This is a genomic window from Defluviicoccus vanus (assembly GCF_014672695.1).
GTDB lineage: Bacteria > Pseudomonadota > Alphaproteobacteria > Rhodospirillales > Defluviicoccaceae > Defluviicoccus > Defluviicoccus vanus.
In genome coordinates, this window is sequence record NZ_CP053923.1 from 180189 (window position 1) to 201673 (window position 21485).

Below are 21485 nucleotides of genomic sequence, written 5' to 3' on the forward strand. Positions count from 1 at the left end.
GCCTTCTCCCATCGGAAAGACACCAGTGCGCCCGAGTGCCTCTAATGCCAACGTGTCTCTAATGCCAGAGTGCGTCTTATGTTGGGAGGCCGCTTGTGTATAGTGATAGAGCGGGCAGCGGAGAGGAGACCCTCATTGCTTTTCGGGCGTCGTTTTTACTCTCGGTCAGGGTTTTGCGTGCTCATCCTGGCCGGCCGCCGACTAGCTTCGCAGGTAGCGCGCGGGCGCGTTCCGATGCTGGTTTCTCGCCTGATCCTGGCCGGAGTGCTGGCGGTGCTCGGCCTCACTGCGGAAACGGGACACGCCGACATTTCGCCGACGTCCACGTCGCGCCTGATCTCGATCGGTACCGGTGGTAAGTCGGGGGTCTACTATCTCACCGGCGGTCTCATCTGCGATTTTGTCAATCAGCGGCGCTTTGAGACCGGCCTGCGTTGTCTTGCCCTCAGCGCCGAAGGCTCGCTTGCCAATCTGCGGGCGATCCGACGTGGAGCGCTCGACTTCGCGCTGGTCCAATCGGACTGGCAATATCACGCCTTCACTGGCGATGCGGCATTCAAGGATGCCGGGCGTGATCCCAATCTGCGTTCGGTCTTCTCGCTCTATGTTGAGCCGTTCACGGTGATTGCCCGCCGCGATGCCGGCATCGATCGTTTCGAGGACTTGAAGGGCAAGCGGGTGAATATCGGCAATCCCGGCTCCGGCCAGCGCAGCACCATGGATAAGGTCATGGCGGCCATGGGATGGACGGTGGAAGACTTTGCCGTCACCGAGGACCTGGGGCTAGACGAGGAGGCGAAGGCGCTGTGCGATGATAAAGTGGATGCTGCGATCTTCATGGTCGGCCATCCGAACCAGGCAATGGCCGACGCCATCAACTCGTGCGGGGCGATCCTGATCCCGTTGCCCAGCGAGTTGATCGATCAGATGATTTCCAGCTACCCGTATTATCAGTCGGCGACGATCCTCGGCGGCACCTACACCTCGAACGCCGACGATGTCCACACCTTCGGCGCCCTTGCCACCTTCGTGACCTCGGCGCGCACCGATCCTCTTGTTGTCGAGCAGGTGGTGCGGGCAGTGTTCGAGAATTTTGACAAGTTTCGCTCCGCCCACCCTGCCTTCGCATCGCTCAAGCGCGAAGATATGACCAGCGTCGGGCTGACGGCACCGCTGCACGCCGGCGCCGTCCGCTACTATCGTGAAGCAGGGCTTCTCAAACACTGACGCCGCGGCCCGGGCTGGGACCGCGGCGCTAAGCGTGCTGGGAGACGTAGACAGACGGGCGAGGGGTCAGTGCCCGGCGCCGGGCTTCATGAACTTGGCGAAAAAGTCGTGGCCCTTGTCGTCGACGATGATGAAGGCGGGGAAGTCTTCCACTTCGATCCGCCAGATCGCTTCCATTCCGAGTTCGGGGAAGGCAATGCACTCCACCTTCTTGATGCAGTCCTGCGCCAGCCGGGCGGCGGGACCGCCGATCGAGCCGAGATAGAAGCCGCCGTACTTCTTGCACGCATCGGTCACTTGCTGCGAGCGGTTACCCTTCGCCAGCATCACCATGCTGCCGCCGGCAGCCTGGAACTCATCGACGTAGGCGTCCATCCGTCCCGCCGTGGTCGGACCGAAGGAGCCGGAAGCCAAACCCTCAGGCGTCTTCGCCGGGCCGGCATAGTAGACGCAGAGATCCTTGAAGTACTGCGGCAGCGCTTCGCCGCGGTCGAGGGCTTCCTTTAGTTTCGCATGGGCAATGTCGCGAGCGACGATCATCGGCCCGGTGAGCGAGACGCGGGTAGTGACCGGATACTGGCTGAGGGTTTTGCGGATCTCGTCCATCGGCTGGGTGAGATCGATCTTCACCACCTCGGAGGAGAGATCGGCGGCTACTGCCTCGGGCAGGTACTGCGCCGGGTTGTCTTCCAGCTTCTCGAGGTAGATGCCGTCCTTGGTGATCTTGGCGAGGATCTGGCGATCGGCGGAACAGGAGACGCCGATGCCGACGGGACACGACGCACCATGGCGTGGCAGCCGGATCACCCGGACGTCGTGGCAGAAGTACTTGCCGCCGAACTGGGCGCCGATGCCCATGCTGCGGGTCATCTCATGAACGGCCGCTTCCATCTCCAGATCGCGGAACGCCTGGCCCGCCTTGTTGCCGGCGGTCGGCAGGCCGTCGAGGTAGCGTGCCGAGGCGAGCTTGACCGTCTTCAACGCCAGTTCGGCCGAGGTGCCACCGATGACGATGGCGAGATGGTAGGGCGGACAGGCTGCGGTGCCGAGGGTACGGATCTTCTCGTCGAGAAACTCCATCAGCCGCTTCGGGTTCAGCAGCGCCTTGGTCTCCTGGTAGAGGTAGGTCTTGTTGGCCGAGCCGCCGCCCTTGGCCATGAACATGAATTTGTAGGCGTTGCCTTTGGTCGAGTAGATGTCGATCTGTGCCGGCAGGTTGGTGCCAGTGTTGACCTCGGTGTACATGTCGAGTGGCGCCACTTGGCTGTAGCGCAGGTTGGTCTCGGTGTAGGCCTTACGGATGCCAGCGGCGAGCGCTGCCTCGTCATCGCCGGAGGTCCAGACGTTTTCGCCCTTCTTGCCCATGATGATGGCGGTGCCGGTATCCTGGCACATGGGGAGTACCCGACCAGCGGCAATGTTGGCGTTCTTCAGCAACTCGATGGCGACAAAGCGATCGTTGGCCGAGGCTTCGGGGTCGTCGAGGATCTTGCGCAGTTGCGCCAGATGGCCGGGGCGCAGCAGGTGCTGGCAGTCGCGCATCGCCTGATCGGCGAGCAGCGTCAACCCTTCGGGAGCCACCTCGAGGACTTCGCGGCCATTGGCGCGGATCGTCGTCACATGCTCGGTGGTCAGCTTGCGGTAGGGCGTCGTATCCTCGCCCAGGGGAAACATCTCTTGGTAGGCTTGCTCGCTCATCCTCGACCCCTTCCGTCCACATGGCTGTGGTTTCGTTTATCGCAGTCGAAGGCGGCGTGCCCGCGACAGGGGCGGCGTAGACGAACCGCAGCCGATGCTGCCCGGATCGCGGCCTTCTGCCGNCCTTGCCTCAACGCAGTTTGGGGGCGATTTGTGCTACTTTTTGCGAAAGGTGTCGAGGGCGATTACCTTGGCCGGCAGCTCGGTTGCAGGCTGGGCCGGCGCCCCCTCTGCGTGCGGCTGGTCACCCTNCGGCATCATCATCCGCCAGACCAGGCAGCGCGTGAAGATGCAACCAAAATTGACCCCTGGGTCGCCGAACGCCTGGATGGTGTCGAAAGGCACCGTCAGTTGCGCCGGCCGTCCATGAAAGCGCAAACTGACCGAAAAGCGCTCCTCGCTCACCTGCAGGTCCCAGAATTGATGCTGCAGAATGATCGTCATCGCCTCTGGATACTGGGCACGCAACCAGTCCGGCATATCAACGCCGGGCGCATCGGTAGCGAAGGTGATGTAGAAGTGATGGGGAGAGGCAAGACCGTGTTCGACCGTGTACGCCAGGGCCTTGCGGACGACGCCGCGCAGCGCCTCTTCGACCCATGTTTCGTACGGCAACAGGGAAGAAGGCATCTCCGCGACTCCTTGCGTCTCACCGCCTGTCGATTTTGGCCGCCAGGGTATTCTGAACGTCCCCCCAGGGAGAGGGGCCGACGAGTGGAGGGCTTCTGGTGCCAGGTGCCCTCCGAACCCCGCTCANNGGCCTTAAGCGGCCAAAGCATATGCCTGATTATCGTTGGCATCTATCTATCATATTGGCCCGATAACGGCGGTACCATGCCNGGGCAAAAACCTAGCCTTTATCACGCACGTCGATCCTATTTCGCCCCCGCTGCGCCACCTGACNNCGCTGGGGTCGGGTGGAAATTGGTGGAGGCGCCGGGTACCGCCCCCGGGTCCGCAACGTCTATTCCGNNCAGGGCCATTTATCGCCATAGTCGATTGCTCGACAGAGCTAATATATTGCCGGGGTGACTAGCGGCGCAAGGTTATCGCGCATCGCATTAATCGCATTAACTGTCGGCAATGCCCGACGCCGAGCATTCGCCCCACCGCGCAGCGTTATGTGGACCGGCCGCGCAGCATCCGGTAGCCAATGAGGAGCACCAGGGAGCCAATCACCGCGACAGCGAAGCTGCCGAAATTGAACCCGTCGACGCCACCGTAGCCCAGACCGTTGGCGATGAAGCCGCCGACGACGGCGCCAACGATGCCGAGGAGGATCGTAATGATGAAGCCACCGGGATCATTGCCGGGCATGATCAGCTTCGCAATGAGCCCGGCGATCAATCCAAATACAATCCAGCTCAAAATTCCCATTTCATCCTTCCTAAGGTCCGAGGTTGAAAGCGCACACGCGCGGACAACGTCCTAACATGAAATGATCGGTGTGGTTCCGTCAGAATTGAGCTTTGTGGCTGCTCGCGATGTCGAGCGGCGGGCTCTTCATCGCGCGCCAATCCTTGGAAGCTGCGCAAGGCGTTGCAAACTGGTCAGTAGTGTCTTCTCAGGCAGTATCTTCTCAGGCAACGTCTTTGGTGCGATCGAGCGGTGGCGGCAATACGGCCAGCGCCTGACTGATGAACATCTTAAGCGCTTCGGGATCGAAGGGCTTGGTCATGACGAAGGCCGGCTCGATGTCCTCACCGGTCAGTAGCCGCTCCGGATAGCCGGTGACGAAGATCACCGGGACGTCGACACTCTTGAGGATGTCGCGGACGGCAACGATGCCGCTTTCATCCCCGCTCAACTGGATATCGGCGAGAATCAGCGATGGCTTCTTGCTCCGGGCCAATTCGATCGCCTGCGTCTGGCGCGCCGCCGTCGCGCAGACAACGTGACCCATTTCACCAACGATTCGCGCCAGGTCCATAGCAATCAGCGGCTCATCCTCGATGATCATGATCGGCACCGACGTTTCAAGCCGAACCGCCTGCTGCGCCTTGCTCAACACCGTCTGCGCATCTCCGACGTCAAGGCCAACGATGCCGGCCGCTTCAGTCAGGGAGAAACCCTCCAGACATGTCAGCAGCAGCAATTGGCGCTCGACGCTCGGCAGCTCCGCCAAGCCATGCTCTACCCGCCTGATGGCGGCCAGTGCTGGCGGGCATTCGTCCTGGGGTTGGCGATTGATCGCGCGCCATCCATCATGAAAAACACGAAAAAGCTCCAGCTTCGTCGCCGAACTGCGCATTCGAGCGGGCTCTTCGAGGATTGTTTCGAGACACAAGCGGACATAGGTATCGCCCCGCATCTGCGAACCCGTCAGGGCTCGGGCGTAGCGACGGAGCTGCGGCAGCAAGGCCAAAACCGTTTCGGTGTCCACCGAGATCACTCTCCATTCCACCAGTCACCCGCGGCCCGGTTCGCTCACAGGAGACCTTAGCCAATCCACGATCGTTTTTGCGCGCTCGGCTGCGATATAAGCTTAATACTGATGCTAGCATATTGCGATGACTCTGCCGAAGATTGTCGTCAGTTGACGACGCGTTCGGTGCGCTGGCTCGCTGTAAGCGCATCCTCATGTCACGGCCCAGGACGCTCCTTGGAAACCCGCAGCCAGACCCTATGTGGTAAGAAGAAACTCTGGAACCGACGTCTACGTCCGATCGTTCACGTTCTGGTAGTCCCGCTGTGTGCTTTCCTCATGTCTTGCTGTTTGGGCTTTACCGCACAGTGGATAAGGATCGGGTAGTGGGCAAAGGGAGAAAGAATTCGAAAGGAACCCACCCGCAGGGGAAGACAGCGAAGCGTCTACCCGAAGACGGCGGCACGGCAGCTGCCGCTTCTGTCCCTGGGTCAACGACTGATGTGGCATTCGAGGAGTGGTTGCGGCAAAAACTGACGATCCTTTATGGACCTGTTGTAGACGAGCCAATACCTGAAGAATTGCTGAAACTGATCGCTGGATTCCAAAAAGAAAAAAATAATAAAGTCTCAGAAAGCTAGGTTTTGATAGGAGTGTCGTATGGACACAGCGGAAACAAAGTTGCCATCAGCAGAGTTTTACGCTGAACTTACGCAATGTCTTCCTCACATGCGTTCGTTTGCGCGCTACCTTTGCCGGCGCGACGATCTTGCAGATGACCTCGTCCAGGATGCGGTGGTGCGTGCCTCAATGGCAGCGCATCAGTTTATTCCAGGCACCAATTTCAAGGCCTGGATTTTCACCATCATGCACAACTTGAATATCTCCAATTATCGCCGCCGTCGTCCGGTCGTTGTTTCGAGCGAATTGGTGGATAATTCCCTGTGCCAGATCGCCCCCAACCAGATCGATTCACTGATCCTGCGTGATCTGGACCGGGCGGTGAGCAAGCTGCCCTCGGCTCAGCGCAAAGCGCTCATTCTCGTGGCGGTGCACGGCCTGTCATATGAAGACGCGGCGCAGGTTTGCGGCTGCGCCGTCGGTACCGTCAAGAGCCGGGTCGGCCGCGCCCGTAACGCCTTGCAGGACATGCTGATGGGTCAGACGGGACGCGGTGCAGTGCGGCGTGATCGCGACGATGCGGTCAGGGCCGAAGGTTCGCCCCGTGGCGCAGACAGCGAGGATGCCATCCAAGCTGATGGCGATGTTCCGATCCGTTCCGCGTTGCAATCCGATCGGCGGCGCAGGCTCAATCAGGACAGTGCGTTAGTCTCCATCGCCAAATAATCTACTAACCCAGTCGCTCGGCCGGCATTGAGGTGTCGGCCGAGCAGTTGCGGCCATCACGCGGTAACGACGCCCTTGCGCGGTCCGGCAATGAGCCAAGCAATCAGGCCGATGATCGGCAGCACCAGGATGGCGAGTATCCAAAGGATTTTTGCGACTAGCGAGACCGAGCTGCCGATCACGTTGATGATCGCCCAGACATCGAGCGCGAGAACGATCAGACCAATTATGCCGCCGCCAATGTCCAATCCCATGCTTATCTCCTTTGAGTTCTCTGTTCCCCAGCTTCGTCGCTGAAGCACAGTAACAGTGGATTCGAAGCAAAACGCGGACCAGAAGCCTCGGTTCCCTCGGTACTACTTCGGCCAAAATCTCTATTGTTCGGAACACATTCACCATCCGTGCGTTGGATACGCCAGGATCGCCCGCCATCGTTCGTCGAACAATGGCGGCATTTGACGATGTTCGGAATAGGAGATTGAGGATGAAGACGAGGCATCAACGTGGGGTCGTGTGGGTGATTGCGCTGGCACTCTTCGCGCTTGCCGCCTGCTCGGGCAGCAGCAAGGAAGAAAGCACCAGCCAATACTTCGACAGCAGCATCATGGCGACGAAAGTGCGAGCGGCGATCGTTGCCGATCCGGAGTTGAGCTCGACGGATATCGACGTTGCCACCTTCAAGGATCGCGTTCAGCTCAGCGGCTTCGTTGATTCTGCTGCTGCCAAGAGCCGGGCGGGACAAGTGGCGCGAAGTGTCGACGGCGTCCGCGTGGTCGACAACAATCTCATCGTCAAGTGAACGTCGCGCCTACAACTGTGTATCAGTCATTATGTGCCCGCGGGATTCCAGGCTACTGCCCTGGGTCTCGCGGGCTGCCGATTCTGCTACCGGCGCTTTGTCTGCACCTGTTGCATCAGCTGATAGATTGCCGCCGCGAGATCATCCTGGCGGAATGGCTTGGCGAGGCGCGGCAGTTCGGCGGCGGATAGCATCGGCAGCTCTGCATAGCCCGTCGCCAGCAGCACCGGCAGACCCGGCCACTGGCGACGAATGTGGCCGGCAAGTTCCACCCCCGTCATCCCCGGCATTGCCTGATCGGTGAGGACGAGGTCAAAGGTCGGCCCGGATCGAAGCAGATCCAGCGCCTTTGTTGCCGAGGTGGCGGTGTGTACCACATGCCCGAGGTCTTCGATCATCGCCTGCGTGCTTAGCGCGATCAGCCAGTCGTCCTCGACCAACAGCACCGTCAGACGCCCGCTTTTCATCGCTGGCATTTGTTCGCTATCGACCCTCCGCGGGCGACGGACCACCGCACGGGGCAGCAAAATTTCAACCGTGGTCCCGACGCCGATCCGACTGTGAAGCCGCAGGAAGCCTCCCGACTGGGCAGCGAGGCCGTGCACCATCGACAGCCCCAGTCCGGTGCCCTTGCCGGGGCCCTTGGTGGTGAAAAACGGATCGACGGCGCGAGCCATGGTTTTCTCATCCATCCCGGTGCCGTTGTCCGTGATCGAGAGGCACACATAGTGGCCGGGAGAGGGGGCCAACTGCTCCCTATCGCCGACCACCAGATTGTCGGCAGCAATGACCAAAGCGCCACCGGCCGGCATCGCGTCGCGGGAATTCACCGCGAGGTTGAGAATCGCCAGCTCCAGCTGGTTGGCATCAACACAGGCAGGTTCAAGATCGTCCGCCAGCCGCAGTTCGATCGTGATCGTCGGGCCAATCGAACGCTGAATGAGTTCGCGCATGCCCACCAACAGCTGCGGGATGTCGACCAATCCAGGCCGCAGATCCTGTCGTCGCGCGAAGGCCAAGAGCCGCTGGGTTAGCGTCTGACCCCGTTCCGCGCCCTGCAAGGCCAGGTCCAGGAGGTGAGTAAGGTCACTGTTCGACGCCGGGAGATGCTTGCGGATCAGGTCCAGGTTGCCGAGGATGGCCGAAAGCAGGTTATTGAAGTCGTGGGCAACGCCGCTGGTCAGTTGGCCGAGGGCTTCGAGCTTTTGTGTCTGACGCAGTTGCTCTTCGACCGCGCGGCGTTCGGTGATGTCACGAATGAAGGCAATGGCGCCGATGATCTCGCCGTTGGTTGCCCGCAGCGGGGTGCAGTCGGCCTCCAGCCAGCCTTCGCGGCCGCTGTCGGCGAAGGTGTAGCGTTGGTCGCGCATGTGCGCCGTCTCACCCTGGAGGACGCGGCGCATCGCCTGTTCGGGTTCACCACGCAGGAAGGGCAGCAGGTCGCCTACTGTCCGGCCGAGCGCATTCGATGCAGAAAGGCCGGAAATCCGCTCCATTGCCTTGTTCCAGAGCGTGTAGCGCAGGTCGTCGTCGTAAGCGATGATCCCGTCCGCACTGCTCGCCACCAGCAGTTCGGAAAATGCGCGCTCGTGGCGCAGTCGTTCGTTGGCCTCGGCGATCTCACGCGTGCGGACGGCGACCATCGCTTCCAGCTCCGTCTGGCTGCGGGCCAGCACCTCACGCGCGTTGATAATGTCTTCGATGTCGGTGCAGGTGCCAAACCAGCGGATGATGGCGCCAGCTTCATTGTGGATGGGCAGGGCACGGGCGAGAAACCAGCGGTAGCTGCCATCGCCGGAACGCAACCGGCACTCCATCTCGAACGGCTCGCCACTGGCAAGTGAGTGCAGCCAGGAGTTGGTGACTCGTGCCTGATCATCGGTCTGCACGGCGGCGCACCAGCCCTGCCTCGCTGCTGCGGTGCTGAGTGTCCCGGGCGGCATGCCGGTATAGGCGTACCACCGGCTGTTGAAGTATTCGTAGGTGCCATTGGGGCGGGCCGACCAGACCACCTGCGGCATGGTCTCGGCGATCGCCCGGAAACGGGCTTCACTGAGCCGCACGGCCGCTTCGGCCGCACGAATCCGCATCAGCGCGCCGAGCGTCGCCACCAGCTCCGCCGGTTCAACCGGTTGGCCGAGGTAGTAGTCGGCGCCGCTGTCGAGGCCTTTGATCCGGTCGCCGCTGCTGACGAAGGTAGCCGAAAGCTGCAGCACCATGATGTCGGGATGGTCGCGCTTGATGGTCCGACAGACTTCGAGGCCGGAAATATCCGGCAATTTGATATCGAGCACGACAGCGTCGATGCCACCCTCAGCAATCTGCCGCAGTGCTTCTTCGCCGGAGCCGGCTTCCACCACGGTAAAGCCGGCGCGTTGCAGGGTGCGGGCGGTCGCGTAGCGGGCCGGCTCCGTGTCGTCGACCACCAGCACCCGCGCCGGCCTTGTCTCAGGCATGGCTGGTCTGTCCACGCACCGCTCGCCGCACCAGGGCGAGGAGGCGCTGCCGGGTCAAGGCCTCTTTCGGCACCACGACGAAGGCGCGCCGCAGACGCTGCCGCAGGAGTGTGTCGACAGGCAGTGACGTCGATACAATCACCGGAATCTCGCGCGTCGAGATGTCCTCCGCCAAGGCATCCAGGACAGCAAATCCATCCAGCACCGGCATTTGCAAATCCAGAATGACAACATCGGGCTTGTACGTGGCGATGCTGGCAAGACCTTCCACTCCGTCGACAGCTTCCACCACCAGCAACTGCGGCTCGGCCGTCAACAGCTGCCGTAGCAGGTAACGGANGCTTTCGTCATCATCCACCACCAGCGCCCGCTTCGGATGCTGCAGCGGCGCGTCGTCATCGGTCGTGAGGTGTCTTGCGTCCTGGTCGGGCGGGATGCGGAGATAGAACGTGGCACCGCGCCCCAGGGTACTATCCACATCCACCGCACCGCCCAGCAGTTCGGCCAGCTTCCGCGACAGAGGCAGGCCCAGGCCGGTGCCTTTGCCGCGCAGCTGCAGCCGGCTTTGAATTTGCACGAACTCTTCGAAAATGCGCTCGTGGTTTTCCGCTTCGATGCCGATGCCGGTATCACTGACGGCAAAGACGACCTGGCCTCGCTCGGCGTCGTGCGACGCGCGCACCCGCACCTCGCCCTGTTCGGTAAATTTCAGCGCATTGGAAATGAAATTGCGCAAGATCTGCGCCACTTTTGCCTCATCGGTCCACAGCAGCGGCAGATCACTGTCCGCTTCGAACAGCAGATCGACGGCGTCGCTGCTCAAGAGTGGTTTCAGTGCCCCGCGCAATCCGGCGAACAGGTCGGCTACCGTGAACAGCTCCAGCTTCGTTTCGATCCGACCGGCTTCCACTTTGGCCAGATCGAGCAGGTCGTTGACCATCTCCAGCAGGTTGGAGGCGGAGCTGAGGATCAGCGAGACCTGGCGTTCCTGCTCGCTGCCAAGATCGCCATCGGCACGGTCGAGCAACAGCCGGCTCAGTGCCAGCACTGAATTGAGCGGCGTGCGCAACTCATGGCTGACATTGGAGAGAAAGCGTGTTTTCAGCTCATTGGCGCGGCGAAGCTGTTCGGCGCGCTCGTCCAATTCCGCATACAGGGCCACCACACCGCGGTTGGTATCTTCCAGTTCACGGTTCAGCCGCGCCAGTTCCTCCTGGCGTTCGCGGGCGTCGTTCAGGCTTTCCAGCAGCTCCCGGCTCTGCTCGCGCAGCGCCAGCAAGGGATCGTCGCTGCGTTCGCGGGCGAGTTGCTTGGCGATGGCAAGCGCACCGGCGGCGGAAACGCCCTGCGAGCCGGTTGGCAGCGGCTTGCCGAGTTCCACCAGTGTGCCGTCTGGCGTCGACTGAATGTGGAAGTGCTCGACCAACCGGCGTGCATTGATAATGCCGCGCCCCTGCCGGGCGGTCGTCGCTGCGCCAGCACCGCCCAACACGGCTTCCAGGTCGGCTATGCCGCGGCCGTGGTCACGAATACGGACGAGAAAGGCGCGCGAAGCCTCGATGGTCACGAGAAACTCGGCACTGCCGCTGCCACCGCCGTGTGTGAGGGCGTTGCGGGCAATCTCCGACACTGCCGTGGCGAGACGGGTTTGCTCCTGCGCATCGAAACCGAGCAATTCACTGATGCGCTTGGCCCGCTGGCGAACAGCAACGAGATCGCTTTCGTGCTGCAGAGTCGTCGTGATGATTGGCCAGCTCACGCCGCCCGCCCGTGCGCGACAAGCACGCTCACGTCGTCGCGGCCGCGACTGAAATCGCGATAGAGCACGCCCGCCAGAACACTGGNGTGTACCGACTGCAGACCACGATAGCGCTCGATCGACCAGTTGGTATGCAGGCCATCACTGTTGAGGACGAACAGAAACGGGGTAGGGAGGTCGTAGTCGAAGGCCTGAATGCGGCGAGCGGAAAGGCCGGCCGTTCCGTTCTGCGATACCGTTCGCCGCGTCTGGCCGTCGCTAACAATTGTTCCGGCGATGTTACCGATACCGCAAAAGGTGGCCCGCCGTCGGTCCGGCTGCAGGCAGGCAATGGCGACGGCAGCACCGCGCGTGTGACGCATACCCGCATGGATGTGCGCCACCACCGAGGCGGGATCCTCGTGGACGAAGCGACGAAACAAGCGCACCGCTTCGACGGCGGCCGTCGCTGCCGCCGGTCCATGCCCGAGCCCGTCTGCCAGCATCAGCCGCAATTCGCCCTCATCGCCGACCACGGCGCACCAGGCATCGCCGCAGACCTGCTCGCCGTATTTCGGCACGGCGACGGCGCCGAACGACGGCTCGGATCGATCTGGGCCGCTCATTGGCTGGCCGGCATAGTGGCGGGCGAGGATTGCCGTGCCCATCGGCGGCGTCGAGACAATGTGAAAGACATGGCATTGTCGCCGCACCGCTCCCAGCCCCTGACCGGCGCTGCCGGCGGTCGAATAGCCATCGCGCAGACAGGCGGCGACATCGGTAATCCCGGGGCCCTTATCGAGCGCCAGGAGGTCGATGCCGGTCCCCGTTTCGTCGTCAAAATCGGCGATAATCATCTCGCCGCTCTGCGCATGCTTCACGAGATTGCTAGCCAATTCGGTAACGACAATGGCGATGCGCCCCGCATCAGTGTCACCAAAGCCGAGGGCCTGGGCGCGTTCCACCGCGTAGCGTCGCGCTTCCGAGATCTGGCTCTGTTCAGTGACAGTCAGCGCGATCGTGGCCATGGTCCATCATTTCCAACGGGTAATAACGACTTTCGTCCCTTCGCCGATCCGCGATTCGATAAAAAACTCGTTGGCCAGCCGCCTGGAACCGCCCAGTCCCAGGCCCAATCCCTGGCCGGAAGTGTAGCCATCCTTCATCGCCAGCTCGATATCGGCGATCCCCGGGCCATGATCCTCAAAGGTGAGACGCACGCCCCGGCGACCGTTGGCCTCGATCGCTTCCATGACTACTGTGCCACCCCCGCCGTAGTCGAGGGTGTTGCGGGCAAGCTCGCTCGCCGCGGTGATGATTTTCGTTTGGTCGACCAGGCCAAGACCGGCCTTCACCGCCCGCGCGCGCACCTCCTGGCGAACGATGACAACGTCCTGTGAAGTGCGGATGGCAAAAACGTCACCCTCTGCGGTGGTCATGCGTGCCCCGCCGGGTTGCACATTGGCTGCGGAGCAGGGCCATGCCCCGTTCAACGTTCAGCGCCGTCTTAACCCCTGTCAAGGACAGCCCCAGTTCCACCAGGGTAATGGCGACGGCGGGACGCATGCCAACGACGACGGTCTCCGCATCGAGAACACGGGAGACGGCGGCAATATTGTCAAGCATGCGACCGATGAAGCTATCAACGATTTCCAGGGAGGAAATATCGATGAGGACACCTCGTGCCCCGGTGCTGGCGATCCTGTTGGTCAGATCCTCTTCCAGGGCGAGCGCCAGTCGGTCGTGCATGTCCACTTGAATGGTAATGAGCAGCGCTTTGCCCATGGCCAGGATCGGTATGCGCTCCACCGCGGCACTCCTAGTCGTCAGCGAGGCCGAAGTCGCGCGAGAGCCCTCTACCGCTGCCAGTTCCCCGCATCGCGGTGACTTCACGGCCAAGCCGCTGCAGTGCGACGGCAAACGCACTGGCCAGGGTAGCCTTCGACACCACGTTGAGTTCCACCCNCAGGTGGACCATGGTCTGGGCGATCTGCGGGCGAATGCCACTGATGAGGCAATCCGCCCCCATCAGCCGTGCTGCGGCCACGGTCTTCAGTAGATGCTGCGCCACCAGCGTGTCGACGGTTGGCACACCGGTTATGTCGATGATGGCGATCTCGGCGCTGTGTTCGACAATGCTCTGCAGTAGGTTTTCCATCACCACCTGCGTCCGTTCGCTATCAAGGGTGCCGATCAATGGCAGGGCGAGAATGCCGTCCCAAAGCTTGACCACCGGCGTCGACAGCTCGGTGAGTTCTCGTTGCTGGCGCTGAATGATCTCCTCGCGGCTCTTCTGGAAGACCTCCATGGTGAAGAGGCCGAGCCGATCCAGCAGCAGCGTTGCTTGCCATGCGGCCTCGGCAAAGGCCTCCGCATGTGCGGCATAGGCCTGTTGCAACAGGCGGAATAGCGGTTGCCTGAGCCCAAAGACGAACATCGCCGTCTCACTGGGGGAAATCCCCTGCATCGCCCGCGATCGCGATAAGCTGCTGAGAACGTCGTGCAGCCGCTCGAACGCCGCGGTGCCGCCATCGGGGCCTGCCGCGACGGCTTCAATGAGTAGACGCAAAACCGTACGGCACTCTCGCTCGACTTCGGCTCGATTGAGACGAGTGCCCCTGGTGACGTTCGATGCTGTCAGGGAATCGAGCCATTCCGTCAGAATCTGCGTCTCATTCTGCACCAGGACGTTGGCGAGATTTACATGCACGGCTGCAACCCTCTCTCTTCCCTGCGATTCGTCGGGGATTGTCACCCAACCACCGCCTTAGCGAGGTGCAAGCGAAAACACCCACGATGTTGGGATCTGTGCCAATTGGCGGGGAAATGCAACGGATATGCGGAACGGTTTTGCCCAGGGCACGTTCCGTCGCTGCTCGTGAAGCGAAGGGGAGTGCACGATGGTGCCGAAAGAGCTCGAAGCCTGGGTGTTGCAGATCATGGAGGATGAACTGGCGGCGCGCAAAGCCGACCGCGAAACAAGCGAGCACGATGCGCGCGGCCATCCCACACCCTCGCCTAATGCACTCCTGCGTATCCTGCGGGCGGCGTAATTTTGGGCGGCACAAAAAGCGCGGTCAACGATAGGTAGTGAAGCGCCAGCTGTTGCTGTAGCACCAATAGATCAAAATAACGCTGTAGTGGTGTGCCGGAATAACAACGTGTCCGGCGTGATCTCCGTCGACGATTTTGCATATTTTACTTACGAATATGCACTGTGATGGGTTCATATGATGGAACTCATACGGTCGTGCCCCGTTCAACCTGTGTCGGTGAGGCCGGCGCGTTCCTGGCCTCTCCATCACTGACGTGAACATTCCGACGACGAAAGGGCTGCAACATGCCGACAGCGACAGCAAAAGCATCTACCCCCAGTAAGTCCCAGACACGGGCGACCAAGCCGAAGACGGGCGCCCGAGTGCAGCGCAAGACGGCGCGCGCCGCCGCCAAGCCGGAAGATGCAATCAAGCTGCTCAAGAGTGATCACAAGGAAGTTCGTGGCTGGTTTGCCGAGTTCGACAAGACGGATGACGACGGAAAGAAGGAAGCTCTGGCCCGCAACATTTGCCGGGCGCTTACCGTGCATACGCAAGTGGAGGAGGAGATCTTCTATCCGGCGGCACGGGAGTCCGAGGTGGACGATGATCTGCTGGACGAGGCCGCGGTCGAGCACGCCAGTGCCAAGCAACTGATCGCCGAAATCGAAAAGATGGCGGTGGGCGACCCGCTGTTCGATGCGAAGGTCACTGTGCTGGGCGAATACGTCAAGCACCACGTCGAAGAGGAAGAAACCGAACTGTTTCCTGAATGCCGCGAAAGCAGCATGGATCTCAAGGCACTTGGTGGGGAAATAGCCGCCCGTAAGGCAGAACTTATGCAGTCGAATGCCTGATGGTCACGCCGGGCGGGATGGGTTCGGCGCGTAAACCCTTCCACATCCCGCCGGCGCCGTGAAGCAAAGCGTCTCCTCCGACCCTGCTCCAGGAGCCCAGCATGGCCGACAAAGATCCGATCACGACTGCTCTAGGCGAGGGCGGCGAACCGCATCAGCATTTTACCGCCAAGGATACTGACGAAGCGACGGCAACGCTGACGACCAACCAGGGTATTCCCGTTGCCGACAACCAGAATTCGCTGCGGTCCGGCGCCCGTGGGCCAACCCTTCTCGAAGACTTCGTCCTCCGCGAGAAAATCTTCCACTTCGATCACGAGCGCATCCCCGAGCGGATCGTCCATGCGCGCGGGACCGCCGCGCATGGCTACTTCGAGACCTACGAGTCTCTGGCTGGCCTCACGCGCGCCGACCTGTTCCAGCGCCCCGGCGAGAAAACGCCGGTCTTTGCCCGCTTTTCCACCGTCGCCGGTGGCGCCGGCTCCGTTGACACGCCACGCGATGTTCGCGGCTTCGCGGTCAAGTTCTACACCCAGGAAGGCAACTGGGACCTTGTCGGCAACAATATTCCTGTCTTCTTCATCCAGGACGCGATCAAATTTCCTGACCTGATCCACGCGGTGAAGATGGAGGCGGACCGGGGCTATCCGCAGGCGGCGAGCGCCCACGATACCTTCTGGGACTGGGTCTCGCTGGTGCCGGAAACCACCCACATGCTGATGTGGGCGATGTCGGACCGGACCCTGCCCAGGTCGCTGCGGATGATGGATGGCTTCGGTATCCACACCTTCCGTCTGGTCAACGCCGAAGGTGCCTCGTGTTTCGTCAAGTTCCATTGGCGACCGACGCTGGGGACGCAATCCACCATTTGGGATGAAGCCCTCAAACTGCAGGCGGCAGACAATGATTTTCATCGCCGCGACTTCCACGAGGCAATCGCCGCCGGCGATTTTCCGCAATGGGAGCTTTGTTTGCAGGTCTTCGACCAGGCGCTGGCCGACAGCCTTCCCTACGACGTACTCGACGCGACGAAGTTCATCCCGGAGGAAGTGGTTCCCTTGCGCCGAATTGGCCGCATGGTGCTCAATCGTAATCCAGACAACTTCTTCGCCGAAACCGAGCAGGTGGCTTTTTGTCCCGCCAACGTTGTCCCGGGGATCGATTTCACCAACGACCCACTGCTGCAGGGCCGCCTGTTCAGCTATCTCGATACGCAAAAGAGCCGCCTCGGTACCGCCAACTTCCACCAGCTGCCGATCAATGCGCCCAAGTGCCCGATGATGAATTTCCAGCGCGACGGGCAGATGCAGATGCAGGTGCCAAAGGGGCGCGCCAATTACGAGCCCAACAGCCTTGATGCGCATGGCGAAGCGCCGGGTCCACGCGAATGCCCGGTGACCGGTTTTACGACCCATCCGGGGCGCGCTGAGCATGCGGAGGAGGAGACGAAGCTGCGGATTCGCGCCGAACTGTTCGCCGATCACTACAGTCAGGCACGGCTGTTTTGGCTCTCGATGACGGCGAGCGAGCAGGCGCACATCGCCTCCGCCTTCGTCTTTGAACTCTCGAAGGTTACCCTCGCTGCCGTGCCGGCCAGGATGGTGGGACGCTTGCGCAACGTCGACGAGGGGCTGGCAAAGCGGGTGGCGGAGGGATTGGCTATCCCGTTGGCGAAAAAGCTGCCGGCGGCGCGGGAGCCGGTGGATCTGCCGCCGAGTGACGCGCTCTCGATCCAGAAAAACATGCAGGCCACCCTGGCAGGGCGTGCCGTTGGCATTTTGTTTGCCGAGGGCACCGACGCCGCCGAACTGGATGCCGTTATTGCCAGCGTCGAGAAGGCAGGGGCAAAGGTGGTGCTGGTGGCACCAAAGGTGGGCGGCGCAACACTTGCCGACGGCTCCATCCGCAAAGCGGACGGTCAGCTTGCCGGTACTCCGTCACCCATCTTCGATGCGATTGCTGTCGTCCTCTCGGCTGCGGGCTGCACCGCGCTGCGCAAGGACGCCGCGGCGGTGCAGTTCGTCATGGACGCCTACGGCCACCTGAAGGCGATCGGGGCGAACAAGGCGGCGCAACCCCTTTTGGACAAGGCTGGCGTCGTCGTCGATGCGGGTGTCACCGCGCTTGGCAAGACCTTTATCTCTGCCGCTAGCCATCGCTTCTGGGACCGTGAACCATCCGTGCGGCTGCTGGCGTAAGCAACCGCCATTGCCCATCGATCGCGCCTTGACGCAAGGCCCAAAATACCTTGGGCTACGGCTGGCGCCGGAGAGAGTCTTGCCGACCCTACCGGGCTGTTTACGCTTGGCCAATTCTCTGTGCCATATTGCGTCTGCACAAGAAAAAGGCTACATAAGAATAGGACTCGTAGCAGGATCACTTATGCCGCAGCGCAAATCTCTTCCGAAACGTTTGAGACTATTCGGTGAGCAGGCCGCCAGCCATCCCGATGTGGACGATTTATTGACTGATGCCTGTCAGGAAGTCGCCGGTGCGGTAAATGTCAACCATGTAAAGGCATTGGAGTATTTACCTGACGAGAAGCAGTTGTTGGTGCGCGCCGGCATCGGCTGGAAGCCCGGCGTTGTCGGCAAGACCAAGCTGGCCGCCGGTCTCGAAAGCGCTGCCGGCTTCACGCTGCAGACTGGCAAGCCGACCATCGCCAATGATCTCGACACGGAAGAGCGCTTTCACATTCCGAAGCTGCTGCGTGATCACGGCGTCAGAAGTGCGGTCAACGTCCTGATCAAGAGCCGGGACTACACTTTTGGTGTTCTCGAGGCGGATAGCGTCGAGCCACGCCGCTTCGGCCAAGCGGAAGTGGATACCCTGCAAGGGTTTGCCAACATCCTCGCCCTCGTCATCGTGCAGAACCGGCTGGCACGCGAGAACTTCGCCCTCTCGCAGAAGCTGGATTTGCTGTTGCGAGAATTGGCGCACAGAACCAAGAATAATAACCAGATGCTGCTTTCAATCATTAGCCTTCAGAAACAGAAAGCGAATATGCTGGATGTTTCACTGGCACTCGATGATGTGATGAATAGAATATTCATCATGAACACGATTGATAACTTCCTGACCCTTGTCGACGATACGGAAAAGATAGATGTGCCATCGTACCTGGGTGCGGTGTCAGGCAAGGTCTTCTCGAGTCTTTCCGCATCGACCAACCAGGTCCGGCTGCTTACCGACTTTGCCGATTGCGTCCTCGATCGCGATCAGGCGCAAGGTCTGGCCATCATCATCAACGAGTTCATCACCAACAGCTTCAAGTACGCCTTCAAGGCGGCGGGGACGCTGACGGTGAAGATGCAATTCGATGAGGAGGCCGCCTTGCTGGATCTGATGGACGATGGCCCCGGTGTCCCGGATGATGTGGTGCCGGGGCTGGGATTGCAGATTATCGAAGCGATGGCCGGCCAACTCGAGGGCAAGGCGGAATGGCATAGCAGTGAGGGGGCGCACTTGCGCATTATCCTGCCGCGCAAATCAGCCGTCGCCCGCGGCGGCGCGGCGCCGGGATAATCGCGGCGCCGACCAACTGTTACCCACGCCTGGATTTCGGTTGGTTAGGCTGATTCGGCAACCTCATGTGTTCACTGCGCACGCAACACGATCGAGCAGAGGAACCGGCAGACACTATCGGCGTTTGCAGGATGCGCTTTTCCGACCAACTTGGGAGCCCATGATGCTGTCTGTTACCCATGTCAGCAGATACCAGTACGCATCGCCCGTCCTGCTGCACGATCATCGCCTGATGGTACGGCCGCGCGACAGCCACGACCTGCGGCTGATCTCGGCGGAGCTGATAACGTCGCCGCCAGCGCAGCAGGTGCGGTGGTACCATGACGTGTTCGGCAACTCCGTCGCCGTCGTCAGGTTCGAGGTGGAAGCCGACCACCTGGAAATCACCAGTAAGCTGGTGCTGGACACCTTTGCGCCGAACATCGATTCTCCGGAGATTGCGCCGCATGCACGCGCCTATCCCTTCAGCTATTCCCCGGATGAACAGCGCGACCTGGGCAGCTTGAGCGATCGACAATACGATGATCCCGATGCGCGCATGGCAGATTGGGTGCGCGCGGCCTACACTTCGCTAACCAACGGCAGAGGGACCATCGATACCCTTGAACTGCTCAGCGGATTGAACACCACGATTGGCCAGTCGTTTGCGTACCAGCAACGCGACGCCGAGGGAACGCAGACCCCCCAANNCGAAACCATCGAACGCGGTAGCGGCACCTGCCGCGACTTCGCATTGCTGTATATGGAAGCAGCACGTCAGTTGGGCTTGGCAGCCCGTTTCGTCACCGGTTATCTGGTGGATCGCGCCGTGCTTTCCGACCACACGCTGGTCGGCGGTGGGGCCACGCATGCCTGGGCGCAGGTCTATGTTCCCGGACTGGGCTGGATCGAATTCGACCCCACCAACGAGATTGTCGGCTCGAACCAGCTCATCCGCGTCGCCGTTACCCGCGATCCATCGCAGGCGATTCCCATCGCCGGTTCCTTCAGCGGCGCCAGCAACGCCTTCGTTGGTCTCAGTGTCAACGTGGCTGTCACCCATGTGGACCCGTCGACCGTGGAGGATGCCCAGTAAGAGCTGCTGCCCCCTGCTGCACTGACCCGCAGCCAAGCCAAGCCGAACGATATACGCCCCTGAGTTGTTGATGGGGTCGATTGTGTTGACGGAGGTGGGCCCAGCCGACCGCCCTGTCCGCAATGTATACGTCTTGCCGCCATCACTGTTGAAATACGCCGGAAAGATTGCCACTTTCGACAAAGGATGGTGTCCTGGCGCTGGAAAATGGCAAGAGGTGGAAAGACCACCCCATTTCTTCGCCGCGTTTGGCCTTGATTGCCAAAACCGCACAGTACAAGTTGATTTATTTATCATCCAACGTGCGTATGCTTCATTTTCAGTGTAAACACCGTTGGTTAGATGCAGTGGGTGAAGGCGCAGATTGCGGAGAGCACGTGTCGAATTCAAGTGATGCCGCTTCCCGGTTGCCCAGAGACATTATCATCCATTGGTTGCAGCGGCAGCTTTCGGCCGAGGCGTTCTCCTGGCTGAGCGAGGCTGCCGACAAAGTGGCTGCCGCCTCAACCGACCAGCAGCTGTACTTGGCGGTGAGCTTGGTTTCCCGCCGTGTCGGAAAGGACGATCTGGCGCTAACCGCGGCCGATCTTGCTGCTGCCGATCGGGCACGCNNCGCAGGTTGGACTCCTGCCGGCTGGTCGGCCGATCAGGCCGCTCGGCTCGTGCTTGTCCTGTCTACAGCCGACGCGGCGGAACTGGCAGCCCATCTCGAACAGCTCTTCATCACCGCCGATGTGGCGGAACTGGTCACCTTCTATCGTGGCCTGCCGCTTTATCCGCAGCCGGAGCGGTATCTCTTCCGCGCGACGGAAGGGGCGCGCTCCAATATGAAGGCGGTGTTCGAGGCGGTTGCCCACAACAATCCCTATCCGGCCGAGATATTCCCCGAGGCAACGTGGAATCAGATGGTGCTGAAGGCGCTGTTCATCGGCAGCCGGCTGGCGCCAATCCAGCGCCTCAGCGAACGGCAGAACCCGACGCTCGCCCGCATGTTGTGCGATTATGCGCACGAGCGTTGGAAGGCTGGCCGCAGCGTCAGCCCTGAACTCTGGCGCTGCGTCGGTCCGTTTGCCGATGGCGAGACCCTTGATGATCTCACTCGGGCATTATCCAGTGCCGACGAGGCGGAGGCGGGGGCTGCAGCCCTCGCCCTCGCGGCCTCACCGGCACCGCAAGCGCGTGACCTGTTGGCGCGGCGCGCCGATCTGGCGGCGGCTATCGGCGATGGCCGGCTGGCGTGGGCGAGCCTCGCCGATCAGCTACAGACGCGCTGACCGGGTCGCAACGGCCCTCGCACTTCGCTGACAGAGCAGACGTAAACAAGGCAGACGGACACAGGGCAGACGGATACAGGGCAGGCGAG

General features: G+C 61.3%; 21 protein-coding genes and 1 other RNA gene. 10 read left to right on the plus strand and 12 right to left on the minus strand.

What is annotated here, in order from left to right; all coding sequences use genetic code 11:
- Window positions 1-234: 234 nt before the first annotated feature.
- Window positions 235-1227 carry a TAXI family TRAP transporter solute-binding subunit gene (locus tag HQ394_RS00840; protein ID WP_190261618.1) on the plus strand — a complete coding sequence of 331 codons (993 nt, stop codon included), beginning with the start codon at window positions 235-237 and terminating at the stop codon, window positions 1225-1227.
- Window positions 1228-1293: 66 nt separating this feature from the next.
- On the opposite strand, the gene HQ394_RS00845 is transcribed toward HQ394_RS00840, so the two are convergent.
- From HQ394_RS00845 to HQ394_RS00865, 5 genes are all read right to left on the minus strand, one after another.
- Window positions 1294-2925: a fumarate hydratase gene (locus HQ394_RS00845; protein WP_190261619.1), complete on the minus strand. Its 1632-nt coding sequence runs from the start codon at window positions 2923-2925 to the stop codon at window positions 1294-1296.
- A gap of 156 nt (window positions 2926-3081) precedes the next feature.
- A complete protein-coding gene (locus HQ394_RS00850; RefSeq protein WP_190261620.1) occupies window positions 3082-3555 on the minus strand; it encodes an SspB family protein in 474 nt (157 codons plus the stop codon).
- Window positions 3556-3638: 83 nt separating this feature from the next.
- Window positions 3639-3973, minus strand: a transfer-messenger RNA (tmRNA) gene (gene ssrA, locus HQ394_RS00855).
- Window positions 3974-4044: 71 nt separating this feature from the next.
- A complete protein-coding gene (locus HQ394_RS00860) occupies window positions 4045-4302 on the minus strand; it encodes a GlsB/YeaQ/YmgE family stress response membrane protein (RefSeq protein ID WP_190261621.1) in 258 nt (85 codons plus the stop codon).
- Window positions 4303-4504: 202 nt separating this feature from the next.
- Window positions 4505-5308 (minus strand): response regulator, encoded by an 804-nt coding sequence (locus tag HQ394_RS00865; RefSeq protein ID WP_190261622.1) that lies wholly within the window; start codon window positions 5306-5308, stop codon window positions 4505-4507.
- A 368-nt stretch (window positions 5309-5676) separates the two neighbouring features.
- On the opposite strand from HQ394_RS00865, the gene HQ394_RS00870 reads away from it, so the two are divergent.
- Window positions 5677-5931 carry a hypothetical protein gene (locus tag HQ394_RS00870; protein WP_190261623.1) on the plus strand — a complete coding sequence of 85 codons (255 nt, stop codon included), beginning with the start codon at window positions 5677-5679 and terminating at the stop codon, window positions 5929-5931.
- Window positions 5932-5950: 19 nt separating this feature from the next.
- Window positions 5951-6637 (plus strand): sigma-70 family RNA polymerase sigma factor, encoded by a 687-nt coding sequence (locus HQ394_RS00875; RefSeq protein ID WP_190261624.1) that lies wholly within the window; start codon window positions 5951-5953, stop codon window positions 6635-6637.
- 56 nt (window positions 6638-6693) lie between these two features.
- On the opposite strand, the gene HQ394_RS00880 is transcribed toward HQ394_RS00875, so the two are convergent.
- The gene (locus HQ394_RS00880) at window positions 6694-6891 is read right to left on the minus strand and encodes a PLDc N-terminal domain-containing protein (RefSeq protein WP_190261625.1); all 198 of its coding nucleotides are present in this window, start codon (window positions 6889-6891) and stop codon (window positions 6694-6696) included.
- A gap of 230 nt (window positions 6892-7121) precedes the next feature.
- Between HQ394_RS00880 and HQ394_RS00885 the strand changes: the two genes are divergently transcribed.
- Window positions 7122-7436 carry a BON domain-containing protein gene (locus HQ394_RS00885; protein WP_190261626.1) on the plus strand — a complete coding sequence of 105 codons (315 nt, stop codon included), beginning with the start codon at window positions 7122-7124 and terminating at the stop codon, window positions 7434-7436.
- Window positions 7437-7522: 86 nt separating this feature from the next.
- Here HQ394_RS00885 and HQ394_RS00890 read toward each other — a convergent pair whose 3' ends face one another.
- The 6 genes from HQ394_RS00890 to HQ394_RS00915 form a co-directional block, all read right to left on the minus strand.
- Window positions 7523-9892: a response regulator gene (locus tag HQ394_RS00890; protein WP_190261627.1), complete on the minus strand. Its 2370-nt coding sequence runs from the start codon at window positions 9890-9892 to the stop codon at window positions 7523-7525.
- Entirely contained in the window at window positions 9885-11651 is a 1767-nt protein-coding gene (locus HQ394_RS00895; RefSeq protein ID WP_190261628.1) for an ATP-binding protein, read from the minus strand. Before HQ394_RS00895 ends, HQ394_RS00890 begins: the two co-directional genes overlap by 8 nt.
- A complete protein-coding gene (locus HQ394_RS00900; RefSeq protein WP_190261629.1) occupies window positions 11648-12658 on the minus strand; it encodes an ATP-binding SpoIIE family protein phosphatase in 1011 nt (336 codons plus the stop codon). The genes HQ394_RS00895 and HQ394_RS00900 overlap by 4 nt, the downstream gene beginning before the upstream one ends.
- Before the next feature lie 6 nt (window positions 12659-12664).
- Window positions 12665-13069: an ATP-binding protein gene (locus HQ394_RS00905; protein WP_190261630.1), complete on the minus strand. Its 405-nt coding sequence runs from the start codon at window positions 13067-13069 to the stop codon at window positions 12665-12667.
- Window positions 13050-13439 (minus strand): STAS domain-containing protein, encoded by a 390-nt coding sequence (locus HQ394_RS00910; RefSeq protein WP_190261631.1) that lies wholly within the window; start codon window positions 13437-13439, stop codon window positions 13050-13052. The genes HQ394_RS00905 and HQ394_RS00910 overlap by 20 nt, the downstream gene beginning before the upstream one ends.
- A gap of 10 nt (window positions 13440-13449) precedes the next feature.
- Complete coding sequence (locus HQ394_RS00915) at window positions 13450-14385, minus strand: STAS domain-containing protein (protein ID WP_456151468.1); 936 nt, start codon at window positions 14383-14385, stop codon at window positions 13450-13452.
- 145 nt (window positions 14386-14530) lie between these two features.
- Here HQ394_RS00915 and HQ394_RS00920 point away from each other — a divergent pair, with 145 nt between their 5' ends.
- The 6 genes from HQ394_RS00920 (at window position 14531) to HQ394_RS00945 (ending at window position 21396) form a co-directional block, all read left to right on the plus strand.
- Entirely contained in the window at window positions 14531-14683 is a 153-nt protein-coding gene (locus tag HQ394_RS00920) for a hypothetical protein (protein ID WP_190261632.1), read from the plus strand.
- A 287-nt stretch (window positions 14684-14970) separates the two neighbouring features.
- Entirely contained in the window at window positions 14971-15522 is a 552-nt protein-coding gene (locus HQ394_RS00925) for a hemerythrin domain-containing protein (RefSeq protein WP_190261633.1), read from the plus strand.
- 101 nt (window positions 15523-15623) lie between these two features.
- On the plus strand, window positions 15624-17720 hold the full coding sequence (locus HQ394_RS00930) for a catalase (RefSeq protein ID WP_190261634.1): 2097 nt from the start codon (window positions 15624-15626) through the stop codon (window positions 17718-17720).
- A 184-nt stretch (window positions 17721-17904) separates the two neighbouring features.
- Window positions 17905-19047 (plus strand): sensor histidine kinase, encoded by a 1143-nt coding sequence (locus tag HQ394_RS00935; protein ID WP_190261635.1) that lies wholly within the window; start codon window positions 17905-17907, stop codon window positions 19045-19047.
- 163 nt (window positions 19048-19210) lie between these two features.
- Complete coding sequence (locus HQ394_RS00940; protein WP_223291756.1) at window positions 19211-20122, plus strand: transglutaminase family protein; 912 nt, start codon at window positions 19211-19213, stop codon at window positions 20120-20122.
- A gap of 308 nt (window positions 20123-20430) precedes the next feature.
- Entirely contained in the window at window positions 20431-21396 is a 966-nt protein-coding gene (locus HQ394_RS00945; RefSeq protein ID WP_190263049.1) for an EboA domain-containing protein, read from the plus strand.
- The last annotated feature ends 89 nt before the right edge of the window (window positions 21397-21485 follow it).

Bases quoted from the DNA above. Each gene is read 5' to 3' on its own strand.
- HQ394_RS00875 (WP_190261624.1), top strand. From the start codon at position 5,951: ATGGACACAGCGGAAACAAAGTTGCCATCAGCAGAGTTTTACGCTGAA.
- HQ394_RS00845 (WP_190261619.1), bottom strand. From the start codon at position 2,925: ATGAGCGAGCAAGCCTACCAAGAGATGTTTCCCCTGGGCGAGGATACG.
- HQ394_RS00905 (WP_190261630.1), bottom strand. From the start codon at position 13,069: ATGACCACCGCAGAGGGTGACGTTTTTGCCATCCGCACTTCACAGGAC.
- HQ394_RS00920 (WP_190261632.1), top strand. From the start codon at position 14,531: ATGGTGCCGAAAGAGCTCGAAGCCTGGGTGTTGCAGATCATGGAGGAT.
- HQ394_RS00840 (WP_190261618.1), top strand. From the start codon at position 235: ATGCTGGTTTCTCGCCTGATCCTGGCCGGAGTGCTGGCGGTGCTCGGC.
- HQ394_RS00930 (WP_190261634.1), top strand. From the start codon at position 15,624: ATGGCCGACAAAGATCCGATCACGACTGCTCTAGGCGAGGGCGGCGAA.
- HQ394_RS00885 (WP_190261626.1), top strand. From the start codon at position 7,122: ATGAAGACGAGGCATCAACGTGGGGTCGTGTGGGTGATTGCGCTGGCA.
- HQ394_RS00890 (WP_190261627.1), bottom strand. From the start codon at position 9,892: ATGCCTGAGACAAGGCCGGCGCGGGTGCTGGTGGTCGACGACACGGAG.
- HQ394_RS00880 (WP_190261625.1), bottom strand. From the start codon at position 6,891: ATGGGATTGGACATTGGCGGCGGCATAATTGGTCTGATCGTTCTCGCG.
- HQ394_RS00925 (WP_190261633.1), top strand. From the start codon at position 14,971: ATGCCGACAGCGACAGCAAAAGCATCTACCCCCAGTAAGTCCCAGACA.
- HQ394_RS00935 (WP_190261635.1), top strand. From the start codon at position 17,905: ATGCCGCAGCGCAAATCTCTTCCGAAACGTTTGAGACTATTCGGTGAG.
- HQ394_RS00860 (WP_190261621.1), bottom strand. From the start codon at position 4,302: ATGGGAATTTTGAGCTGGATTGTATTTGGATTGATCGCCGGGCTCATT.